The sequence below is a fragment of the Zoogloea oryzae genome (assembly GCF_030161255.1).
GTDB lineage: Bacteria > Pseudomonadota > Gammaproteobacteria > Burkholderiales > Rhodocyclaceae > Zoogloea > Zoogloea oryzae.
Genome location: NZ_BSPX01000003.1, coordinates 94468 through 112638, shown reverse-complemented (window position 1 = coordinate 112638; position 18171 = coordinate 94468). Strand labels below are relative to the sequence as shown.

At 64.0% G+C, this 18171-nt stretch carries 15 protein-coding genes and 2 tRNA genes; 14 read left to right on the top strand and 3 right to left on the bottom strand.

Going from position 1 to position 18171, the window contains the following annotated elements; genetic code table 11:
* Positions 1–3: 3 nt before the first annotated feature.
* The gene (locus QQK25_RS02450) at positions 4–1314 is read left to right on the top strand and encodes an adenylosuccinate synthase (RefSeq protein WP_153160973.1); all 1311 of its coding nucleotides are present in this window, start codon (positions 4–6) and stop codon (positions 1312–1314) included.
* Between the two features lie 202 nt (positions 1315–1516).
* Here QQK25_RS02450 and QQK25_RS02445 read toward each other — a convergent pair.
* Positions 1517–1601, bottom strand: a tRNA-Leu gene (locus QQK25_RS02445).
* Between the two features lie 183 nt (positions 1602–1784).
* Positions 1785–1869 (bottom strand) — tRNA-Leu (locus QQK25_RS02440).
* A 33-nt stretch (positions 1870–1902) separates the two neighbouring features.
* Between QQK25_RS02440 and rnr the strand changes: the two genes are divergently transcribed.
* The 3 genes from rnr to QQK25_RS02425 are packed head-to-tail and all read left to right on the top strand — an operon-like array spanning position 1903 to position 5904.
* Positions 1903–4491: a ribonuclease R gene (gene rnr / locus QQK25_RS02435; protein ID WP_284186576.1), complete on the top strand. Its 2589-nt coding sequence runs from the start codon at positions 1903–1905 to the stop codon at positions 4489–4491.
* On the top strand, positions 4484–5230 hold the full coding sequence (rlmB, locus tag QQK25_RS02430; RefSeq protein ID WP_284186575.1) for a 23S rRNA (guanosine(2251)-2'-O)-methyltransferase RlmB: 747 nt from the start codon (positions 4484–4486) through the stop codon (positions 5228–5230). Before rnr ends, rlmB begins: the two co-directional genes overlap by 8 nt.
* On the top strand, positions 5227–5904 hold the full coding sequence (locus QQK25_RS02425; RefSeq protein ID WP_284186574.1) for a HugZ family pyridoxamine 5'-phosphate oxidase: 678 nt from the start codon (positions 5227–5229) through the stop codon (positions 5902–5904). Before rlmB ends, QQK25_RS02425 begins: the two co-directional genes overlap by 4 nt.
* A 2-nt stretch (positions 5905–5906) precedes the next feature.
* On the opposite strand, the gene QQK25_RS02420 is transcribed toward QQK25_RS02425, so the two are convergent.
* Complete coding sequence (locus QQK25_RS02420; RefSeq protein WP_284186573.1) at positions 5907–6698, bottom strand: outer membrane lipoprotein-sorting protein; 792 nt, start codon at positions 6696–6698, stop codon at positions 5907–5909.
* Positions 6699–6740: 42 nt separating this feature from the next.
* On the opposite strand from QQK25_RS02420, the gene QQK25_RS02415 reads away from it, so the two are divergent.
* The 10 genes from QQK25_RS02415 (at position 6741) to QQK25_RS02370 (ending at position 18171) form a co-directional block, all read left to right on the top strand.
* The gene (locus QQK25_RS02415) at positions 6741–7514 is read left to right on the top strand and encodes an ABC transporter ATP-binding protein (protein ID WP_153160977.1); all 774 of its coding nucleotides are present in this window, start codon (positions 6741–6743) and stop codon (positions 7512–7514) included.
* A 113-nt stretch (positions 7515–7627) separates the two neighbouring features.
* Positions 7628–8887: a DUF1302 family protein gene (locus QQK25_RS02410; protein WP_284186572.1), complete on the top strand. Its 1260-nt coding sequence runs from the start codon at positions 7628–7630 to the stop codon at positions 8885–8887.
* Between the two features lie 200 nt (positions 8888–9087).
* Positions 9088–9693 (top strand): XrtA/PEP-CTERM system exopolysaccharide export protein, encoded by a 606-nt coding sequence (locus QQK25_RS02405; protein WP_194271177.1) that lies wholly within the window; start codon positions 9088–9090, stop codon positions 9691–9693.
* 57 nt (positions 9694–9750) lie between these two features.
* The gene (locus QQK25_RS02400) at positions 9751–11331 is read left to right on the top strand and encodes an XrtA system polysaccharide chain length determinant (RefSeq protein ID WP_153160979.1); all 1581 of its coding nucleotides are present in this window, start codon (positions 9751–9753) and stop codon (positions 11329–11331) included.
* Between the two features lie 9 nt (positions 11332–11340).
* On the top strand, positions 11341–12366 hold the full coding sequence (locus tag QQK25_RS02395) for an XrtA-associated tyrosine autokinase (RefSeq protein ID WP_153160980.1): 1026 nt from the start codon (positions 11341–11343) through the stop codon (positions 12364–12366).
* A complete protein-coding gene (locus tag QQK25_RS02390; protein ID WP_284186571.1) occupies positions 12363–13916 on the top strand; it encodes a TIGR03016 family PEP-CTERM system-associated outer membrane protein in 1554 nt (517 codons plus the stop codon). The genes QQK25_RS02395 and QQK25_RS02390 overlap by 4 nt, the downstream gene beginning before the upstream one ends.
* A gap of 7 nt (positions 13917–13923) precedes the next feature.
* On the top strand, positions 13924–15006 hold the full coding sequence (locus QQK25_RS02385; protein ID WP_284186570.1) for an XrtA/PEP-CTERM system-associated ATPase: 1083 nt from the start codon (positions 13924–13926) through the stop codon (positions 15004–15006).
* Complete coding sequence (locus QQK25_RS02380; RefSeq protein WP_284186569.1) at positions 15003–15875, top strand: XrtA system polysaccharide deacetylase; 873 nt, start codon at positions 15003–15005, stop codon at positions 15873–15875. The genes QQK25_RS02385 and QQK25_RS02380 overlap by 4 nt, the downstream gene beginning before the upstream one ends.
* Positions 15876–15885: 10 nt before the next feature.
* Positions 15886–16923: a FemAB family XrtA/PEP-CTERM system-associated protein gene (locus QQK25_RS02375; RefSeq protein WP_284186568.1), complete on the top strand. Its 1038-nt coding sequence runs from the start codon at positions 15886–15888 to the stop codon at positions 16921–16923.
* Positions 16924–16929: 6 nt separating this feature from the next.
* The gene (locus tag QQK25_RS02370) at positions 16930–18171 is read left to right on the top strand and encodes a TIGR03087 family PEP-CTERM/XrtA system glycosyltransferase (protein WP_284186567.1); all 1242 of its coding nucleotides are present in this window, start codon (positions 16930–16932) and stop codon (positions 18169–18171) included.

The following is an 18171-nucleotide window of genomic DNA, read 5'->3' as shown; positions in this document are numbered from 1 at the left end:
CAAATGGCAAAGAACGTAGTGGTTGTCGGTACCCAGTGGGGCGACGAAGGCAAGGGCAAGATCGTCGACTGGCTCACCGATCAGGCGCAGGGCGTGGTCCGTTTCCAGGGTGGCCACAACGCGGGCCACACGCTGGTCGTCGGCACGACCGAGTACAAGCTCAACCTGGTGCCGTCCGGCATCGTGCGCGAGGGCGTGGAGTGCTTCATCGGCAACGGCGTGGTGCTGGATGTCCATCACCTGCTGGCTGAGGTTCGCGGCCTTGAGGCCGGTGGCATCAAGGTGCGTGATCGCCTGAAGATCAGCCCGGGCTGTCCGCTGATCCTCGGCTACCACTCCGCCGTCGATCGTGCCCGCGAGGCCAAGAAGAGCGCCGGCAGCAAGATCGGCACCACCGGCAAGGGCATCGGCCCCACTTACGAAGACAAGGTGGCCCGTCGTGCGCTGCGCGTCTACGATCTGCTCGATCCGAAGCGCTTTGCCGAGAAGCTGGCTGAGAACCTTGAATACCACAACTTCGTGCTGACCCAATACCTGGGCGCCGAGCCGGTCGATTTCCAGACCGAGTTCGATCAAGCCATGGCTGATGCGCAGGAAATCCTGCCGATGGTCACCGATGTGTCGGCCGACCTGTACGCCATCAACAAGAACGGCGGCAACCTGCTGTTCGAAGGCGCCCAGGGCACGCTGCTGGACATCGACCACGGTACCTATCCGTTCGTCACTTCCAGCAACTGCGTGGCAGGCCAGGCGGCGGCTGGTTCCGGCGTTGGCCCGGGCCGTCTGCATTACGTGCTGGGCATCACCAAGGCCTATTGCACCCGCGTGGGCGGCGGTCCTTTCCCGACCGAGCTGGATTTCGAGACCGAAGGTACGCCGGGCTATCAGATGTCCACCGTCGGCCGCGAGTTCGGCACGGTGACGGGGCGCAAGCGCCGCTGCGGCTGGCTGGATCTGGCGGCCCTCAAGCGCTCGATCATCATCAACGGTGTTTCCGGCCTGTGCATCACCAAGCTGGACGTCCTCGATGGCCTGAAGGAACTCAAGCTGTGCGTCGGCTACATGCTCGACGGCAAGCGCATCGATCTGCTGCCGATGGGCTCCGAGGAAGTCGCCCGTTGCGAGCCGATCCTCGAAACCATGCCCGGCTGGAGCGGCACCACGTTTGGCGCCCAGACCTGGGATGCGCTGCCGCCGGAGGCTCGCGCCTACCTGCACCGCATCGAGGAAATCTGTGAAGTGTCGATCGACGTGATCTCGACCGGCCCCGAGCGGGACGAGACCATCCTCAAGCGTCACCCCTTCGGCGCCTGATCTCGCGCGTCGTCAAACCTGTCTTGCCTTGCGGCCCGGTCGGGCTGTGGGGCAGGGTAGGGCACAAGACCCTGAACATCCTCCCGCAAGAATCCCCGTTTTCCGTCAAGCAGGTTTCACCGCAGGTGAGGCCATGTCATGGCGCTGCGTGGCAGAAAAACAAAAAGCCGATCGAAAAATCGATCGGCTTTCCTGTGTATTCTGGTGCCCAGAAGAGGACTCGAACCTCCACGCCTCGCGGCACTAGTACCTGAAACTAGCGCGTCTACCAATTTCGCCATCTGGGCAGCGAAGCCGCTATTATAGACAAGTCTAATGCGAATGCAAATCCTCCGTGACCTTCACCTGCCTACTGGCGGGGCCCCGATGAGTGTGGCCCGGGTCACGCGCGTCCAGTGCTTTGTGGTGCAGGCTGAGCGGAAGTACAAAACAAAAAGCCGATCGACAAATCGATCGGCTTTCCTGAAACTTGGTGCCCAGAAGAGGACTCGAACCTCCACGCCTCGCGGCACTAGTACCTGAAACTAGCGCGTCTACCAATTTCGCCATCTGGGCAACGAAGGCGCCATTATAGATTAGAAAGAACACGTGTCAACTTACAAGTCCAATAACATCAAAAAACTCAGCAAGCTGCGTCGCAGCGACCCCTTCTTCGAGCGCGAAATCCAGAAATACGATTTCCCGCTGCCCAGCCGCGAGTTCATCATCCAGATTCTCGCCGAGCAGGGCGTGCCGATGCCGTTTCCGGACGTTGCGACGGCCCTCGACATCCTTCCCGAAGAACTTGAATTCTTCGAGCGCCGCATGCGCGCCATGGAGCGCGACGGGCAGGTCATGCGCAACCGGCGCGGTGCCTATCTGCTGCCGGCCAAGGCCGACCTGATCCGTGGCACCGTCCAGGGTCATCCGGATGGCTACGGCTTCGTCGTGACCGACGACGAGCATCCGGACATCTTCCTCGGCCCCAACGAGATGCGCGAGGTGCTCCACGGCGACCGGGTGATGGTCCGGATCGCAGGGCAGGATCGCCGCGGTCGCCCTGAGGGCAAGCTCGTTGAGGTGCTGGAGCGGGCCAATACCCGCATCGTCGGCCGCGTACTGGTGGAAAACGGCGTAACTCTCGTTGTGCCCGAAAATCGCCGCATTTCGCAGGAGATCCTGCTGGCGCCGGGCAAGAGCAAGTCCAAGCCGGTGGCCGGGCAGGTGGTGGTGGTCGAGCTTGTCGAGCAGCCGACCCGCTATGCTCAGCCTGTCGGGCGCATCGTCGAAACCCTCGGCAACTACGCCGATCCGGGGATGGAAATCGAGATCGCGCTGCGCAAGCACGAGCTGCCCCACGAGTTTTCGGCCGACGCCAAGGCCCAGGCGCGGAAGCTCCCCGAGAAGGTCCGCAAGCTGGACTGGAAGGGCAGGGAGGATCTCACCCAGCTGCCGCTGGTCACCATCGATGGCGAGACCGCGCGGGATTTCGACGACGCCGTGTTCTGCGAACGCCAGGGCCGCGGTTTCCGCCTTGTGGTGGCGATCGCCGATGTGTCCCACTACGTCACCGTGGGTTCGCCGCTGGATGGCGAGGCTTACGACCGGGGCAACTCGGTATATTTCCCGCGGCGGGTGATCCCGATGCTGCCGGAGAAGCTCTCCAACGGTCTGTGCTCGCTCAACCCGCAGGTGGAGCGCCTGTGCATGGTGTGCGACATGGCGATCTCCCAGACCGGCGTCGTCAAGCAGTATCGCTTCTATCCGGCGGTGATGTTCTCCAAGGCGCGGCTCACCTACAACCAGGTGGCCGCCGCGCTGTATGACAACGATCCGGCGGCCCTCGAGGTGATTGGCGAACTGCTGCCCCACCTGCAGAACCTCGACAAGCTCTTCCGCGTGCTCCTGAAAGCCCGTGCCAAGCGTGGCGCGATCGACTTCGAGACGCAGGAAACGAAGATGATCTTCGACGATAACGGCAAGATCGCCCAGATCGTGCCGGAGAGCCGGAACGACGCCCATCGGCTGATCGAAGAGTGCATGCTGGCTGCCAACGTCTGCGCGTCGGATTTCCTCCAGGCCAACGAGCATCCTGCGCTTTACCGGGTGCATGAAGGCCCGACGCCGGAGAAGCTCGCGAAGCTGCGGGACTTCCTCGCCGAGTTCGGCATCCAGCTGGGTGGTGGCGAAGAGCCCAAGGCCGGTGATTACGCGCGCCTGCTCGAACAGATCCAGGGCCGCCCCGATCTGCAGCTGCTCCAGACCGTGATGTTGCGCTCCCTGCGTCAGGCGGTGTACAGCCCCGACAACGTGGGTCACTTCGGCCTGGCGTACGACGCCTACACCCACTTCACCTCGCCGATCCGCCGTTATCCCGATCTGCTCGTCCACCGGGCGATCAAGGCCGTGCTGAACGGCGAGCGCTACGTGCCGGCCCAGGACGCCGGCGACTGGGAGGCCATCGGCATGCACTGCTCGATGACCGAGCGGCGCGCCGACGAGGCCGACCGGGACGTGGAAAACTGGCTCAAGTGCTACTACATGCAGGACCGGATCGGCGAGGAATTCGACGGCAGCGTTTCGGCGGTGGTACCTTTCGGCCTTTTCGTGGCCCTGGACGACGTTTTTGTCGAAGGCCTGGTGCACATTTCCGATCTCGGCAACGACTACTTCCACTACGACGACGCCCATCACAGCCTGGTGGGCGAGCGGACCGGCGAGCGTTATCGCCTGTCGGACCGGGTCCGGGTGCAGCTGGTGCGGGTGAACATGGAAGCCAGCAAGATTGACTTCCGGATCATCACCGGCCCGGCGCGCGCCACCGAGCGGGTTGGCAAGACCGTCAAGGATCAGGCTGCAAAGGCTTCGGCTCCGGCCGCTGTCGAGGCGCCCGCGCGGCGTCGGCGGGGCAAGACCGAGGCCGCAAGCGCTGTGGTACCTGCCGTTACGCCTGCGGTTGCGCCGCCCGAGATGCCGGTTGCCAAGGCTAAGCCTGCAGCCCGCAAGTCTGCCGCAAAGCCTGCGCAGCAACCGGCCGAGCAGCCCGTAGCGCGTCCGGCCACGAAATCCGCCGCCAAGCCCAAGGCCGCCAAGCCGAAGGCAAGCCCGAGCGCCAAGCCTGCCAAGGCGGCCTCCAAGACCGCAAAGCCCCGCAAGTCAGCGACGGGCGCCGCAAAGAAGAAAGCAAAACGTGTCTGATAACACTGCCAGTTCCCGTCTCATCTACGGCTTTCACGCCGTCCTCGCCAAGCTCCGCCATGATCCGGAAGCGATCTTCGAGATCTACACCGATTCCAAGCGGAGCGACCCGCGCGCGCGGGATCTCGTCCGCCATGCCGAGCAGCTTGGCACCCGCCTGATCCCGACCGAAGGCGATCGCCTCGACAAGATGGTCGGCACCCGCCGCCATCAGGGCGTGGTGGCCCGCGTCGACGGCCGTCGCAAGGAGCTCAAGCTCGACGACGTGCTCGACGGTCTCACCGAGCCCGCGCTGCTGCTGGTTCTTGATGGCATCCAGGATCCTCACAATCTCGGCGCCTGCCTGCGGGTGGCCGACGCAGCCGGCGCCCACGCCGTCATCGCCCCCAAGGACAAGGCCGTGGGGCTCAACGCCACCGCGGTGAAGGTAGCGAGCGGCGCGGCGGATACCGTTCCGTACATCACCGTCACCAACCTGGCCCGGGCCCTGCGTGAGATGCAGGAAGCCGGCGTGTGGGTGCTGGGTGCGGCGGGGGAATCTGAAAAATCCATCTACACAGTCGACCAGAAAGGCCCGATCGCCTGGGTGCTGGGCGCCGAAGGCGACGGCCTGCGCCGCCTGACCCGCGAAACCTGCGACGAGCTGGTGAGCATTCCGATGTACGGCACGGTGGAGAGCCTCAACGTGTCGGTGGCGAGCGGTCTGTGCCTCTTCGAGGCACGCCGTCAGCGGCAGTGAAGATCGACTACGCCGAAGTCCGCGCGCTGCTGCGGCAAAGCCGCAGCGGGGCGCTGGGCACCCACTCGGTGGCGATGCCGGGCTTTCCCTTCGTGAGCGCCGTGCCTTTCGTGTCGGATGCTTCCGGCCGGCCGGTGTTTCTCATCAGCGGGCTTGCCGAGCATACGCGCAACCTGCTGGCCGACCCGCGGGCCAGCTTGCTGGTGACCGAAGGGGATGGCATCAATCTGGCTCAGGCCCGTCTGACCTTGCTGGGCCGGGTGCAGCCGGTTGATCTGGACGAGGCGTCCCGCCAGCGCTACGTGCGCTATAGCCCGGAATCCGCGCTGTATCTTGAGCTGGGGGATTTCCGTTTCTTCCGCCTGGAGCCCGACAAGGCGCGTTTCGTCGGCGGCTTTGGCCGGATGGGCTGGCTTGCCGCCGAGGCGCCGGCCGCGGCGCTCGATCCGGATACCGAGGCTGGGCTTGTGGCCCGGCTGGAGTGCCAGGTTCCGCCTGGGGTGGCGGTTGTGGGTATCGACAGGGAAGGGCTGGATGTGCGGATTGGCGGCGTGTTGCGCCGTCTTGCGTTGCCCCCTACTGATGGGGGCGCCGCCGCGCTGGAAGCTGCCGCAGCGGCAATCCTGCCGGGGCTGGAAGCGCCGCCCGCAGCAGGAGATTCAAACCTCGCCTGAGCTCAATCGACCCGGTTGAGCTTGTCCATGTATTGCTTGGTGAACACGCGGTCGGGCAGATCCTTGGCCGCCATCTGCGAGTAACGCAGGGTCGATACCTCGCCCTTCTTCAGGGCGTCCTCCATGACCAGCTGGGTGGGGCGCACGCGGCCGCCCAGATCCTTGAACTTGTCGTAACGGCACACCTTCAGCAGGCGGTCCGAGAGGGAATAGAACTCGGCCTTGTAGGGCCAGTTGTTGGGCTGGCGAACCCAGTACAGCACCTTGGCGTAGGTCACGCCGCGGTCGACCGCGGTGAGCTCCAGCACGTGCATCTTCTCGCCGTCGATGGTGTCGGTGCGGATGATCTTCGGCTCGTAGTCACCGGCGAAGTTGGCCCGGGCCAGGTCACCGTTGGCCACCTGGCCGGTGAGGCGCTGGGCGAGTGACAGGCGCACCGGCTGGGATACGTTGGGCATGAACACCCACAGGTCGCGGCCGCGCATCAGCATGGCCTGGCCCTTGTCAGTGGCGGGTTCGAGGGTCTGGACGATGGTGTTCTCGTTGCCCTTGGAGAGGATGCGGTACTTGCGATCCTCGGCCGGCTCACCTGCGCTCACCGACGAGATGTCGATGATGACCTGGAAGCCATCCCGCGGGAAACGAATTTCGTCGGCCTTGGCGACGATGGCTTTGGCCTGATCCACGGCCGCATCGTCGGCCACTACCGGCGCGCCGGACAGCAGCGAGAGGGTCGCAAGCGCAGCGCCGAGGAACCGAGACCGGCAGCTCGAAGGGCTAAATTTGAAGCTCATAGTGTTATCCTTTGAAAGCAAACAACATAGACCGGTGGGGCAATGCAAACAAGCCGCGACGACAGTACGGATGGGACGTCGACGACGGACCCGAAGACGATCATCAGGATCGAAAATGTCAGCAAGATTTATCGTCTCGGTGATCAGGACGTCAATGCGCTGAGGAAGGTCACCCTCGATGTCAAGGAAGGTTACTTCATGGCCATCGCGGGGACGTCGGGGAGTGGCAAGTCCACGCTCCTCAATATTATGGGGTGTATCGATACGCCAAGCGAGGGCAGGGTGTTCATCGAGGGAAAGGATGTCTCCGGGCAGACTCCCGATGAACTCGCCAACATCCGTGCGAGGACCATCGGCTTCATCTTCCAGACCTTTAATCTGCTGCCGGTGCTTTCCGCCGAGGAAAACGTGGAATACCCGCTGCTGCAGATGCCGGAAATCAGCAAGGAAGAGCGTCGCGCGCGGGTGAACGATTACCTCAAACTGGTGGGGCTGGCGAAGTACGCGCACCACCGCCCGAACCAGCTGTCGGGCGGCCAGCGTCAGCGGGTGGCGATTGCCCGGGCGCTGGTGACGCACTCCAAGGTGGTGCTGGCCGACGAGCCCACCGCCAACCTCGACAAGAACACCGGCAAGAGCATTCTTGATCTGATGCAGCGCATCAACGAGGATTGCAAGACAACTTTCGTGTTTTCGACCCACGACAAGCAGGTGATGAGCCGCGCCGTCCAGCAGGTCCGGATGGAAGACGGCCAGCCCACCAAGCTCGGGCTCAAACTCAACGGCACCTGGCGCTTCGTTCCGTACCGGGCCTGATGCGCCGCCGGACGGGCATCTGGCGCACGTCCGGCCATTCACGTTTTACGAGGGGAAAGTAGGAAATGGACAGCTTGAAACCAAAGCTTCGCCGCAGTGCGGTCGCGTTATCGATGATGCTCTGCTGCGGTGCAACTGCGGCGGCCGACGACGACCTAGGGCTTGATGACGTGGCGGGCGAGGGCGGCGTCAAGACGGCCGGCTACCTCCAGTTCGATCTGGCGCGTACCTACGGCGGCCAGGATCACTGGTCGATGGCGCGCTCCCGTGCCGAGGTTTCGGCCACCGGCGGCGACAGCGTCAAGTGGAAGATCTCCGGCCGGGCCGATGCCGACGCGGTGTTCGCCATCGATTCCGGTTTCTATCCGGACGCCGTGCGGCGCGACCAGCAGTATCAGTTCCATCTGCGTGAAACCTACGCCGACTTCTCGCTCGGCGACGTGGATTTCCGCTTCGGTCGCCAGCACATCGTTTGGGGTGAGATGGTCGGGCTGTTCTTTGCCGACGTGGTCTCCGCGCGGGATCTGCGCACCTTCTTCCTGCCGGATTTCGAGCAGCTGCGGATTCCCCAGTGGGCGACCCGGGCCGAATACTACTTTGGTGAAACCCACGCCGAACTGATCTGGATTCCAGTGCCGAGCTACGACAACATCGGCAAGCCGGGGGCCGAGTTCTATCCGCTGCGCCGCGACGCGAAAGTACTGGGTGAAGCCAAGCCCGACAACTCTCTCGGCAACACAAACTGGGGCGCCCGGCTGTCGCGGATGGTCGGTGGCTGGGACGTCTCCGGCTTCTACTACCGCAGCATGGATGTGGCCCAGACTTTCTACTTCACCGGGCTCTCGGGCGGGCAGGCCGAATTCCAGCCGCGCCATGAGCGCATCAGCCAGGTCGGCGCCACCGTGACCAAGGACTTCGGCGACTTCGTGCTGAAGGGCGAGACGGTGCACTCCCGCGGCCGCAAGTTCAATACCCAGAATCCGCTGGACGCGCCCAACGGGCTGGTTGATCAGGACACAATTGATTACGTGGTCGGGGTGGATATTCCCGCCTTCAACGACGGGCGGGTGAATCTACAATACTTCGCCCGCCGCATGCTCGATTACGATGCCCGCACGGGCTTTGAGCGGACCGAAGGCGGTGCCAGCGTCCTGGTGGGCACCCGGCTCGCCAAGAACTGGCAGGCCGAAGCGCTTTACGTATCAATGCTCAACCGCAACGACTACATGTTCCGCCCCAAGCTGATCTGGTCTGCAAACAAGAGCACGCGCGTGGTTTTCGGGGTTGACGCCTTTGGTGGCGCCGCCAACGGCATCTTCGGCCGTTACGCGGATCGCGACCGGGTCTACACCGAGGCCCGGTGGTCTTTCTGACAGAAAATACTGCCCGGAGTAGGTATCATCCGCGCCGGGCGGATTCCCGCAGAAATATTCAGCCATCTTGATGGCGCAGTCATGTTTCCCCTTTTTGGGGCGTCGTGACGTTTTTCTCCGGACGGAATCACGCGCTGCCGTAATATCCGCCCGTTATCATTCAAAGGCTGAACTTTGGCCGTATCCAGGGGAAGTACCTTATGAAACGCTATTTTAAGAACGGCTTGCTGGCGTGCGCCGTAGCCGGTCTGGCAGGGTGCGCCACCACTTATCCGCCGGCGCCGGTGACCGCAGAGGCCGCCGATTATGCCTATCAGATCGGGCCGGGCGATAACGTGAATATCGTTGTCTGGCGCAACCCCGAGCTGTCGATGACGGTTCCGGTGCGTCCGGACGGCAAGATCACCACGCCCCTGGTTGAGGATCTGCCGGCTTCCGGCCGTGATGCCAGCACGCTTGCCCGCGAGATCGAGCAGGCGCTCGGCAAGTACATCCGCGATCCGGTCGTGACCGTCATCGTGACCACCTTCGTCGGTCCTTATTCCCAGCAGGTGCGGGTGGTGGGTGAGGCGGCCAAGCCCCAGACCCTGCCGTTCCGTCAGAAGATGTCCCTGCTGGACGTCATGATTTCGGTCAATGGTCTGACCGACTACGCCGATGGCAACCGTGCCACCCTGCTGCGGACCTCGGAAGGCAACAAGCAGTACTCCGTCCGCCTGAAGGATCTCGTCAAGCGTGGCGATGTTTCGGCCAACATCGAAATGAAGCCGGGCGACGTCCTCATCATTCCCCAGAGCTGGTTCTGACCCCACTCTTGATTTGCCCCCCGGGATGTCCCGGGGGGATGCATTCGGAATCTCCCAATGGAAGACATACTAAGACAGTTGTCGGTGACCCTCCGCGGCATGTGGCTCTATCGCTGGTGGGGCTTGGCGGCCGCGTGGATTGTCGGTCCGATCATCGCCGCGATTGTCTATCTGCTGCCTGACCGCTACGAATCGTCTGCCCGTGTCTATGTGGATACCCAGTCGATCCTGAAGCCGCTGATGTCCGGGCTGGCCGTCCAGCCCAACGTGGATCAGCAGATCGGCATCCTCAGCCGCACGCTGATCAGCCGTCCCAACGTCGAGAAGCTGATCCGCATGGCCGACCTTGATCTGGCAGCCAAGACCAAGGAAGACCGCGAGACGCTGGTGATCAACGTCACCAAGGCGCTGCAGATCCGCGAAGCGGGCCGCGACAACCTCTACACCCTGGCCTACACCGATACCGACCCGGAACGCGCCAAGCGCGTCGTGCAGTCGATGGTGTCGATCTTCGTGGAGTCGGGCCTGGGCGACAAGCGCAAGGATTCCGATACCGCCCGGCGCTTCATCGAAGAGCAGATCAAGGCCTACGAGCAGAAGCTGATCGAGGCCGAGAACCGCCTCAAGGAATACAAGGTCCGCAACATGGGCACCCTCGGTGCCGGTGGCCAGGACTACTTCCGCAAGATGAGCGAGGTGAGCGAGCAGCTCAACCAGGCCAAGCTCGCCCTGCGTGAAGCCGAAAACTCCCGCGATGCCCTCAAGCGCCAGCTCTCCGGCGAAGAGTCCGTCGCGCTGCCCGAAAAGATGTCCAGCGCCTCGCTGGCGTCGATGCCGGTGCCCGAGCTTGACGACCGGATCGAGTCGATGAAGAAGTCCCTCGACGGCCTGCTGCTCAAGTACACCGACAAGCACCCGGACGTCGTGGGCGCCCGCAAGGTGATCGAGGAGCTCGAAGCCCAGAAGTCCGCCGAACTCCAGGCCCGTCGCAAGGCGGCCGCTTCGGCTGCGTCGGGTGCTGGCGCCTCGGTGGGTTCGTCGAGCAACGTGAATCCGGTGTTCCAGCAGATGCGTCTGTCCCTGGCCGAAGCCGAGGCGAACGTCGCATCCCTGCGGGCCCGCGTGGCCGAGTACGACTCGCGCCTCCAGGCCCTGGGTGCAGCGTCGCGTACCCTGCCGCAGCTCGAGACCGAATTCACCCAGCTCAACCGCGACTACGACATCAACAAGAAGAACTACGACGCCCTCGTGGCCCGTCGCGAGTCCGCCACCATGGCGGTCGAGATGGGCGCAACTTCCGGTGTGGCCGACTTCCGCCTGATCGATCCGCCCACGGTGCCGAGCAAGCCGTCCGCGCCCAACCGCCTGCTGCTGATGCCGGCGGCGGGCCTTGCGGCGCTGCTGATCGGCGGGATCGTGTCCTTCCTGATCAGCCAGATCCGGCCGGTGTTCTCCGACACCCAGGTGCTGCGCGAGGTGACCGGGCTGGCCGTGCTGGGCGCGGTGAGCATGATTGGCGACACCGACCGCATGCGCAACCAGCGGCGGAGCAAGGTCTTCTTCCTCGGTGGCGTAGGCGCCCTTGTAGGTTTGTTTGGCGCAATGACCGTCTGGCTGCTGCTGGCGCGGATGGGTTGAGAGGCGAACATGAGCATTATTGAAAAAGCAGTCGAGCGACTTGAGCAGCTGCAGAGGGCTACCTCCGCTCCGGTCGACAACGAAAGCCCGGCTCCGGTGGATGACGGTCAGGCCGCGCGGGTTGCCGTCGCTCCCGTTGCTTCGGCCTTCGCCGATCAGCCGAGCCGCGTCGAGCCGGTGATCGCCGAGCCCGTGCCCGAGGTTGCCGCGCCGCCGGCGCCCGCCGTGCAAGCCAGCGCCGAGGCGAAGTCGGCCGCCGCAGGTAGCACCTCGAAGTACATCGAGATCGACCTGGAGCGCCTGCAGTCCATCGGGATTGTCACCCCGAACGCGCCCCGTTCGCTGATCGGCGACGAGTTCCGGATCATCAAGCGTCCGCTGCTGCGCAACGTGCAGGGCAAGGGCGCCTCGGCGATCGACAACGCCAACCTCATCATGATCACCAGCTCGCTGCCCGGCGAGGGCAAGAGCTTCAGCTCCATCAACCTGGCCATCAGCATGGCGATGGAACTGGATCACACGGTGCTGTTGATCGACGCCGACGTGTCCCGTCCTTCGGTGCTGAACATCCTCGGCCTGCCCCCCAAGAAGGGCCTGATGGACGTGCTCACCAACCCGGGCACCCAGCTGAGCGACGTCATGCTCAAGACCAACATCGAGAAGCTGAACCTGCTGCCGGCCGGCACCCCGCACCCGCGTGCCACCGAACTGCTCGCCAGCGACGTGATGAACAACCTCCTCGAAGAGCTGGCCGAGCGTTACTCCGACCGGATCATCGTGTTCGATTCGCCCCCGCTGCTGGTCACCACCGAATCCCGCGTGCTGGCCACCCACATGGGCCAGATCGTGATGGTGGTCGAATCCAACAAGACCACCCAGGCCGCGGTCAAGCAGGCGCTGTCGACCATCGAGAGCTGCCCGGTCAAGCTGATGCTGCTGAACAAGGCGCTGCAGTCCGGTGCCGGCTCCTACGGCTACGGCTATGGTTACGGCTATGGTTACGGCTATGGTCATGCTCCGAAGGAGAACGCGTGACGACTCCCGCTTCCCGCGCAATGCCGGCGACCTCCGTGCGCCGGCTGGCGCTCCTGTGCGCAGCCCTCGGTGCCGTCGCATCGCCCGCCATCGCCCAGCAGCAGGTGCGTGAGTTCGCGGTGGTCCCTTCGGTGATGGTCACCGAGACGCTCACCGACAATGCCCGTCTGTCCCGGTCGTCTGCGGCCGAGAGCGACTGGATCACCCAGATCCGCCCGATGCTCCGCTTCGAGGCAACGGGTTATCGCGTGAAGGGTGCGATGGACGTCGGCGTCAATTCGTCCTTCTACGGCAACGGCTCGCAGCACGACAGCAACCAGCTGCTGCTCAACGGTAACGGCAAGCTCACCTGGTGGGACAACCACGGCTTCCTCGATCTGATGGCATCGGTGAGTCGCCAGCCCACCTACGCCTTCCGGCCGATCGGCGGCGATACCGTGACCGGCGCCAGCAACTGGTCTGAAGTCCGGACCATTTCGATGAGCCCCAACATCAAGGGGCGTTTTGCCAACACGGGTACCGTCGAGGCCCGTTTTACGGCCAATCAGTCCGATTCCAGCACGACCGTCCTGAATCGGCTTCAGACCAACGTCTGGTCGGTCAGCGGGACTGACCCGCGGGCGTTCGGCAATCTGGGCTGGTCAATGAGTCTCAACGACAGCCACACCTCGCGCACCAACAACCGCGACGTGGATCACCGGACGTTCCGAGCGTCCGCGTTGTGGGCGGTGGATCCCCAGCTATCGCTGCGCCTGATCGGCGGTACGGAAACCAATAACTACTCGACCGTCGACAATAAAACGACGACGATCTACGGGCTTGGAACCGACTGGACACCGACGCCCCTCACGAAGATCTCCGGCACGATCGAGGACCGCTTCTTCGGCACCGGCTTCAACTTGACGGCCGAGCACCGGGGCCCGCAGGTGGCCTTTCAGGGTAGCTACTCGAAGGACATCACGACCACCAGCCAGAACATGACCAGCGCCGTGACCCTGCTGGATCTGGCCAAGCTTTACTGCGCCTCTGAGCCGGCGGCGACGCGGGATGCCTGTATCCGCAGGCTGACCCTGACCAGCACCGGCGCGGATGCGAGCAGCGCGCTGATCGGGCTGCAGTCGGGCCTCGCCAATGGTTTCTACCTCGATCGTCGCCTGCAGCTGGGCGTCACGTTCATCGGTCGACGCAACAGCCTCTCGGTGATCGCGTTCAACTCGAACCGGACGACGATCACCGAGCGCGATTTCGCGGTGACCGAAGACATCACCACCACGTCCAATCTGCGCACCACGGGCGCCACCGTCTCGCTCCAGCACAAGATGACGCCGATCACCACGGCGACCGGCACCTATACGCTGATGCGCAGCCACACCGACTCCACGAGCGTGGGCGGTGCAAGCGACGCGCGTAACCGGATGATCACCGCGGGTGTCTCCACGCGTCTCACGCCCCGTACCACTGGTGCGCTGAATGTGCGTAACAGCCAGGGGGGCGGCATCGCGTCCTACTCCGAGAACGCCCTTTACGGGTCGCTTCTCTTCCAATTCTGAGCACGTCATGTACGAAGCCTATTTCGGTCTGCGGGGCAAGCCCTTCCAGCTCAACCCGGATCCCAGCTTTTTCTACGGCAGCCGTGGCCACCGCCGCGCGATGGCCTACCTCGAATACGGACTGCACCAGAACGAGGGCTTCATCGTCATCACGGGTGAAGTCGGCGCCGGTAAGACCCTGCTGGTGCGCAGTCTGCTCGAGAAGCTCGATTCCAAGAAGATCGTTGCCGCCAATCTGGTGAGCACCCAGATCGACGCCGACGACATCCTGCGGCTGGTTGCCGCTTCGTTCGGCATCCCGAGCAAGCACCTCTCCAAGAGCGACCTGCTGCTGGCCATCGAGGCCTTTCTCGTCAGCACCACCGCCGCTGGCAAGCGTGCATTGCTGATCGTCGACGAAGCCCAGAACCTCACCCAGAAGGCGGTCGAGGAGCTGCGGATGCTCTCCAACTTCCAGCTCGAAGACCACGCGCTGCTGCAAAGCTTCCTGGTCGGCCAGCCGGAATTCCGGGCCATCATGCAGAGCCCCGAGATGGTCCAGCTGCGTCAGCGGGTCATCGCCTCTTATCACCTGGGGCCGCTCGATCTGCAGGAAACTCAGGCCTACGTGGAGCACCGCCTGGCGTGTGTCGGCTGGAAGGGCAATCCGGCCTTCGATGCGGAAGCCATGCGCGAGATCTACAACGTGAGCCAGGGCATTCCGCGCCGCATCAACGCCCTGTGCGACCGCGTCATGCTGGCCGCCTTCCTGGGCGAGCAGCGTCGGGTGGGCGTCGAGCTGGTGAACCAGATCGTCTCCGAGATGCGTGAAGAGCAGGTCACTCCGACCGCCGTGGGCGCGGCCCCCGTGCCGGTCGGTGGCGCGCAACCGGCTTCCGTGGCCCTTGATCTGCAGCGCCTGCTGGCTGACCCCGAAGCTGCCAGGCTGCTGGCCAACGCTGGCCCGTCCTTCGACATGACACGCTTCGACGAGCGCCTGGCGCTACTCGAGCGCACCCTGTCCACCACCCTCAACACCCTCAGCCAGTTGCTGAAGGCAGCGCCTGCCCAGCAAGAGGCCGGGGCCGAAGGTGGAGCGCCGGCGAAATGACGACTCCCATGTCCCGCGAGGGCGGTTCCATCGTCAATGCGCTCACCATCGACGTGGAGGACTACTTCCAGGTCTCCGCACTGGCGCCGCATTTTCCGAAGGAAAGCTGGAACAGCACGCCGTGCCGGGTCGAGCGGAACGTCCATCGCATCCTTGAACTGATGCACAAGCACGAGGCCAAGGGCACCTTCTTCACCCTTGGCTGGATTGCCGAGCGCTACCCCAAGCTGGTCCGCCTGATCGCCATGGAAGGTCACGAGATCGCGAGCCACGGCTATGGTCACCAGCGTGCCAGCGAACAGACGCCGGAGGCCTTCCTGGCCGACATCCAGCTCGCCAAGGCCGTGCTCGAGGACATCGCCGATTGCGAGGTGAAGGGTTACCGGGCGCCGAGTTTCTCGGTCGGTCTGTCCAACCCCTGGGCCCATGGCGTGATCGAGGCCGCGGGTTACACCTACAGTTCCAGCGTCTATCCGGTCAAGCACGACCACTATGGCGTGCCGGATGCGCCGCGTTTTCCGTATCCCGTCGGCAAGGCGCTGGTCGAGATCCCGATCACCACCGTCCGTCGTCTCGGCCGCAACTGGCCGGTGGGCGGCGGCGGCTATTTCCGGCTGCTGCCCTATCCGGTGTCGGCCTGGGGCATTCGCAAGGTCAATCAGGAAGACCGCCGTCCGGCGATCTTCTACTTCCATCCGTGGGAGATCGATCCGGAGCAGCCCGTCGTCAAGGAGGCGAGCGCCAAGACCCGCTTCCGGCACTACGTGAATCTGGAACGCACCGAAGACCGTCTTGCCCGCCTGCTCCAGGATTTCTCCTGGGGCCGCATGGACGAAGTCTTCCTCCCCGCACTTCAAACCTCAGTCTAAGGTTCCGGGAATGGTATCTGTTGTCAAAGTACGCCCGTTCGTGGCGGGGGATTCTGCGCGCTGGAACGAATTCGTTTTCGCCTGCCCCGACGCCACGTTCTTCCACCGCATCGAATGGCGCGACATCATGGAGTCGGTGTTCCGTCACCGCACCCATTACCTGCTCGCCGAGCGCGACGGCCAGATCGTCGCCGTGCTGCCGCTGGTCGAGGTCAAGAGCCGCTTGTTCGGCCACGCGATGACCTCGCTGCCCTTCGCCGTCTACGGCGGCGTGGCGGGCACCGATGCCGAGGCGATCGCCGCCCTAGAAGCCACTGCCGACGAGCTCGCCCGCAAGTGCGGCGTCCAGCACCTCGAATACCGCAACCTGCGCGAGCGCCACGCCGACTGGCCGCGCCAGGAGCTCTACTTCACCTTCCGCAAGGAGATCCTCCCCGACGAGGAGGCCAACATGCTGGCCATTCCGCGCAAGCAGCGGGCGATGGTGAGGAAGGGCATCAAGAACGGGCTTGTCGCCGAGATTGATCCGAACGCCGACCGCTTCTTTGCACTTTTTTCGGACAACGTGCGGCGTCACGGCACGCCAGCGCTGCCGAAACACTTCTTTGAAGTGCTGCTGAAGGTTTTCGGGCAGGATTGCGAGGTCATGACTGTTTCATCGGCCGAAGGCAAACCTCTCTCCACCGTTCTCACCTTCTACTTCCGCGACGAAGTCCTGCCTTACTACGCCGGCGACGATCTCGCCGCCCGCGACTTTGCCGCCAACGATTTCAAATACTGGGAACTGATGCGCCGGGCCTGCGCGAAGGGCTACCGCATCTTCGACTACGGCCGCAGCAAGCTCGGCACCGGCCCCTACAGCTTCAAGAAGAACTGGGGCTTCGAGCCCATGCCCCTCTCTTACGAGTATCGCCTCTACAAGCGCGACGCCGTTCCCCAGAACAACCCGATGAACCCCAAGTACCGTGCCTTCATCGCCATGTGGCGACGCCTGCCGCTGAGCGTGGCCAACACCCTCGGGCCGCACATCGTCCGCAATCTGGGGTAACCGCCGGTGGCTGACGTCCGCACTCCGCTGCTGTATCTGGTCCATCGCATCCCTTATCCGCCCAACAAGGGCGACAAGGTCCGTTCCTTCAACATCCTGCGCCAGCTGGCCAAGCGGCACCGGATCTTCCTCGGCACCTTCGTCGATCATCCGGACGATGTTCAGTACATCGACAAGCTGTCCGAGTGGTGCGAGGAAAGCCGGGTAATCCGGCTCGATCCGCGCACCGCCAAGATCGCCAGCCTGCGCGGCCTCGTCACCGGCGAAGCCCTCAGCGTTCCGTACTACCGCAACGCCGAGCTTGCCGCCTGGGTGAAGCAGGTGGTGGCCCGCGAAGGCATCCACGAAGCCGTCGCGTTCTCGGGCCCGATGGCCCAGTACCTCGACGCGCCGGGCCTGACCCACCGGGTGATCGACTTCTGCGATCTCGATTCCGCCAAATGGACCCAATACGCCGGCGACCACCGCTGGCCCATGTCCTGGCTTTATCGCCGCGAAGGGCGCCAGCTACTGGCCTTCGAGCGCGCCGCCGCCGCCAAGGCCGAGGCCAGCGTGTTCGTCACCGAGGCCGAAGCCGACCTGTTCCGCAAGGCGGCCCCCGAACTGGTAAGCCGCGTCAGTGCGATGCAGAACGGGGTGGATTCCGACTACTTCTCGCCCGCCAACGGTGGCGCCAGCCCCTATCCGGCCGGCGGCCCGGTGATCGTCTTCACCGGCGCGATGGATTACTGGCCCAACGTGGATGCGGTGGTATGGTTTGCCACCGAGCTGCTGCCCAAGGTGCGCGCGCAGGTGCCCGATGCCCGCTTCTGGATCGTCGGGATGAATCCCGCGCCCGCCGTCCAGGCGCTGGCGGGGGAGGGCGTCGTCGTCACCGGCACGGTGCCCGACGTGCGCCCGTATCTGGCCCATTCGGATGTGATCGTCGCGCCGCTCCGCATTGCCCGTGGCATCCAGAACAAGGTGCTCGAAGCGATGGCCATGGCACGCCCGGTCGTGATTTCCTCGGCACCGGCCACCGGACTCGAGGCCCGCTCGGGGCATGACTGTGAGATTGCCCACAGTGGTGAGGAATTCGTTTCGCGTACTGTCGCATTACTTGCTGATGTAACATTGCGCCGCACCATGGGCCTGGCTGCCCGGGAGGCGGTACTGCGTTCCTACAGCTGGTCGGCCCACCTGGCGGCGCTTGAGAAGCTGCTGGGTGCATCCACCCATTGTTCTGGCGTTGCGCATGGCGCGCAATGA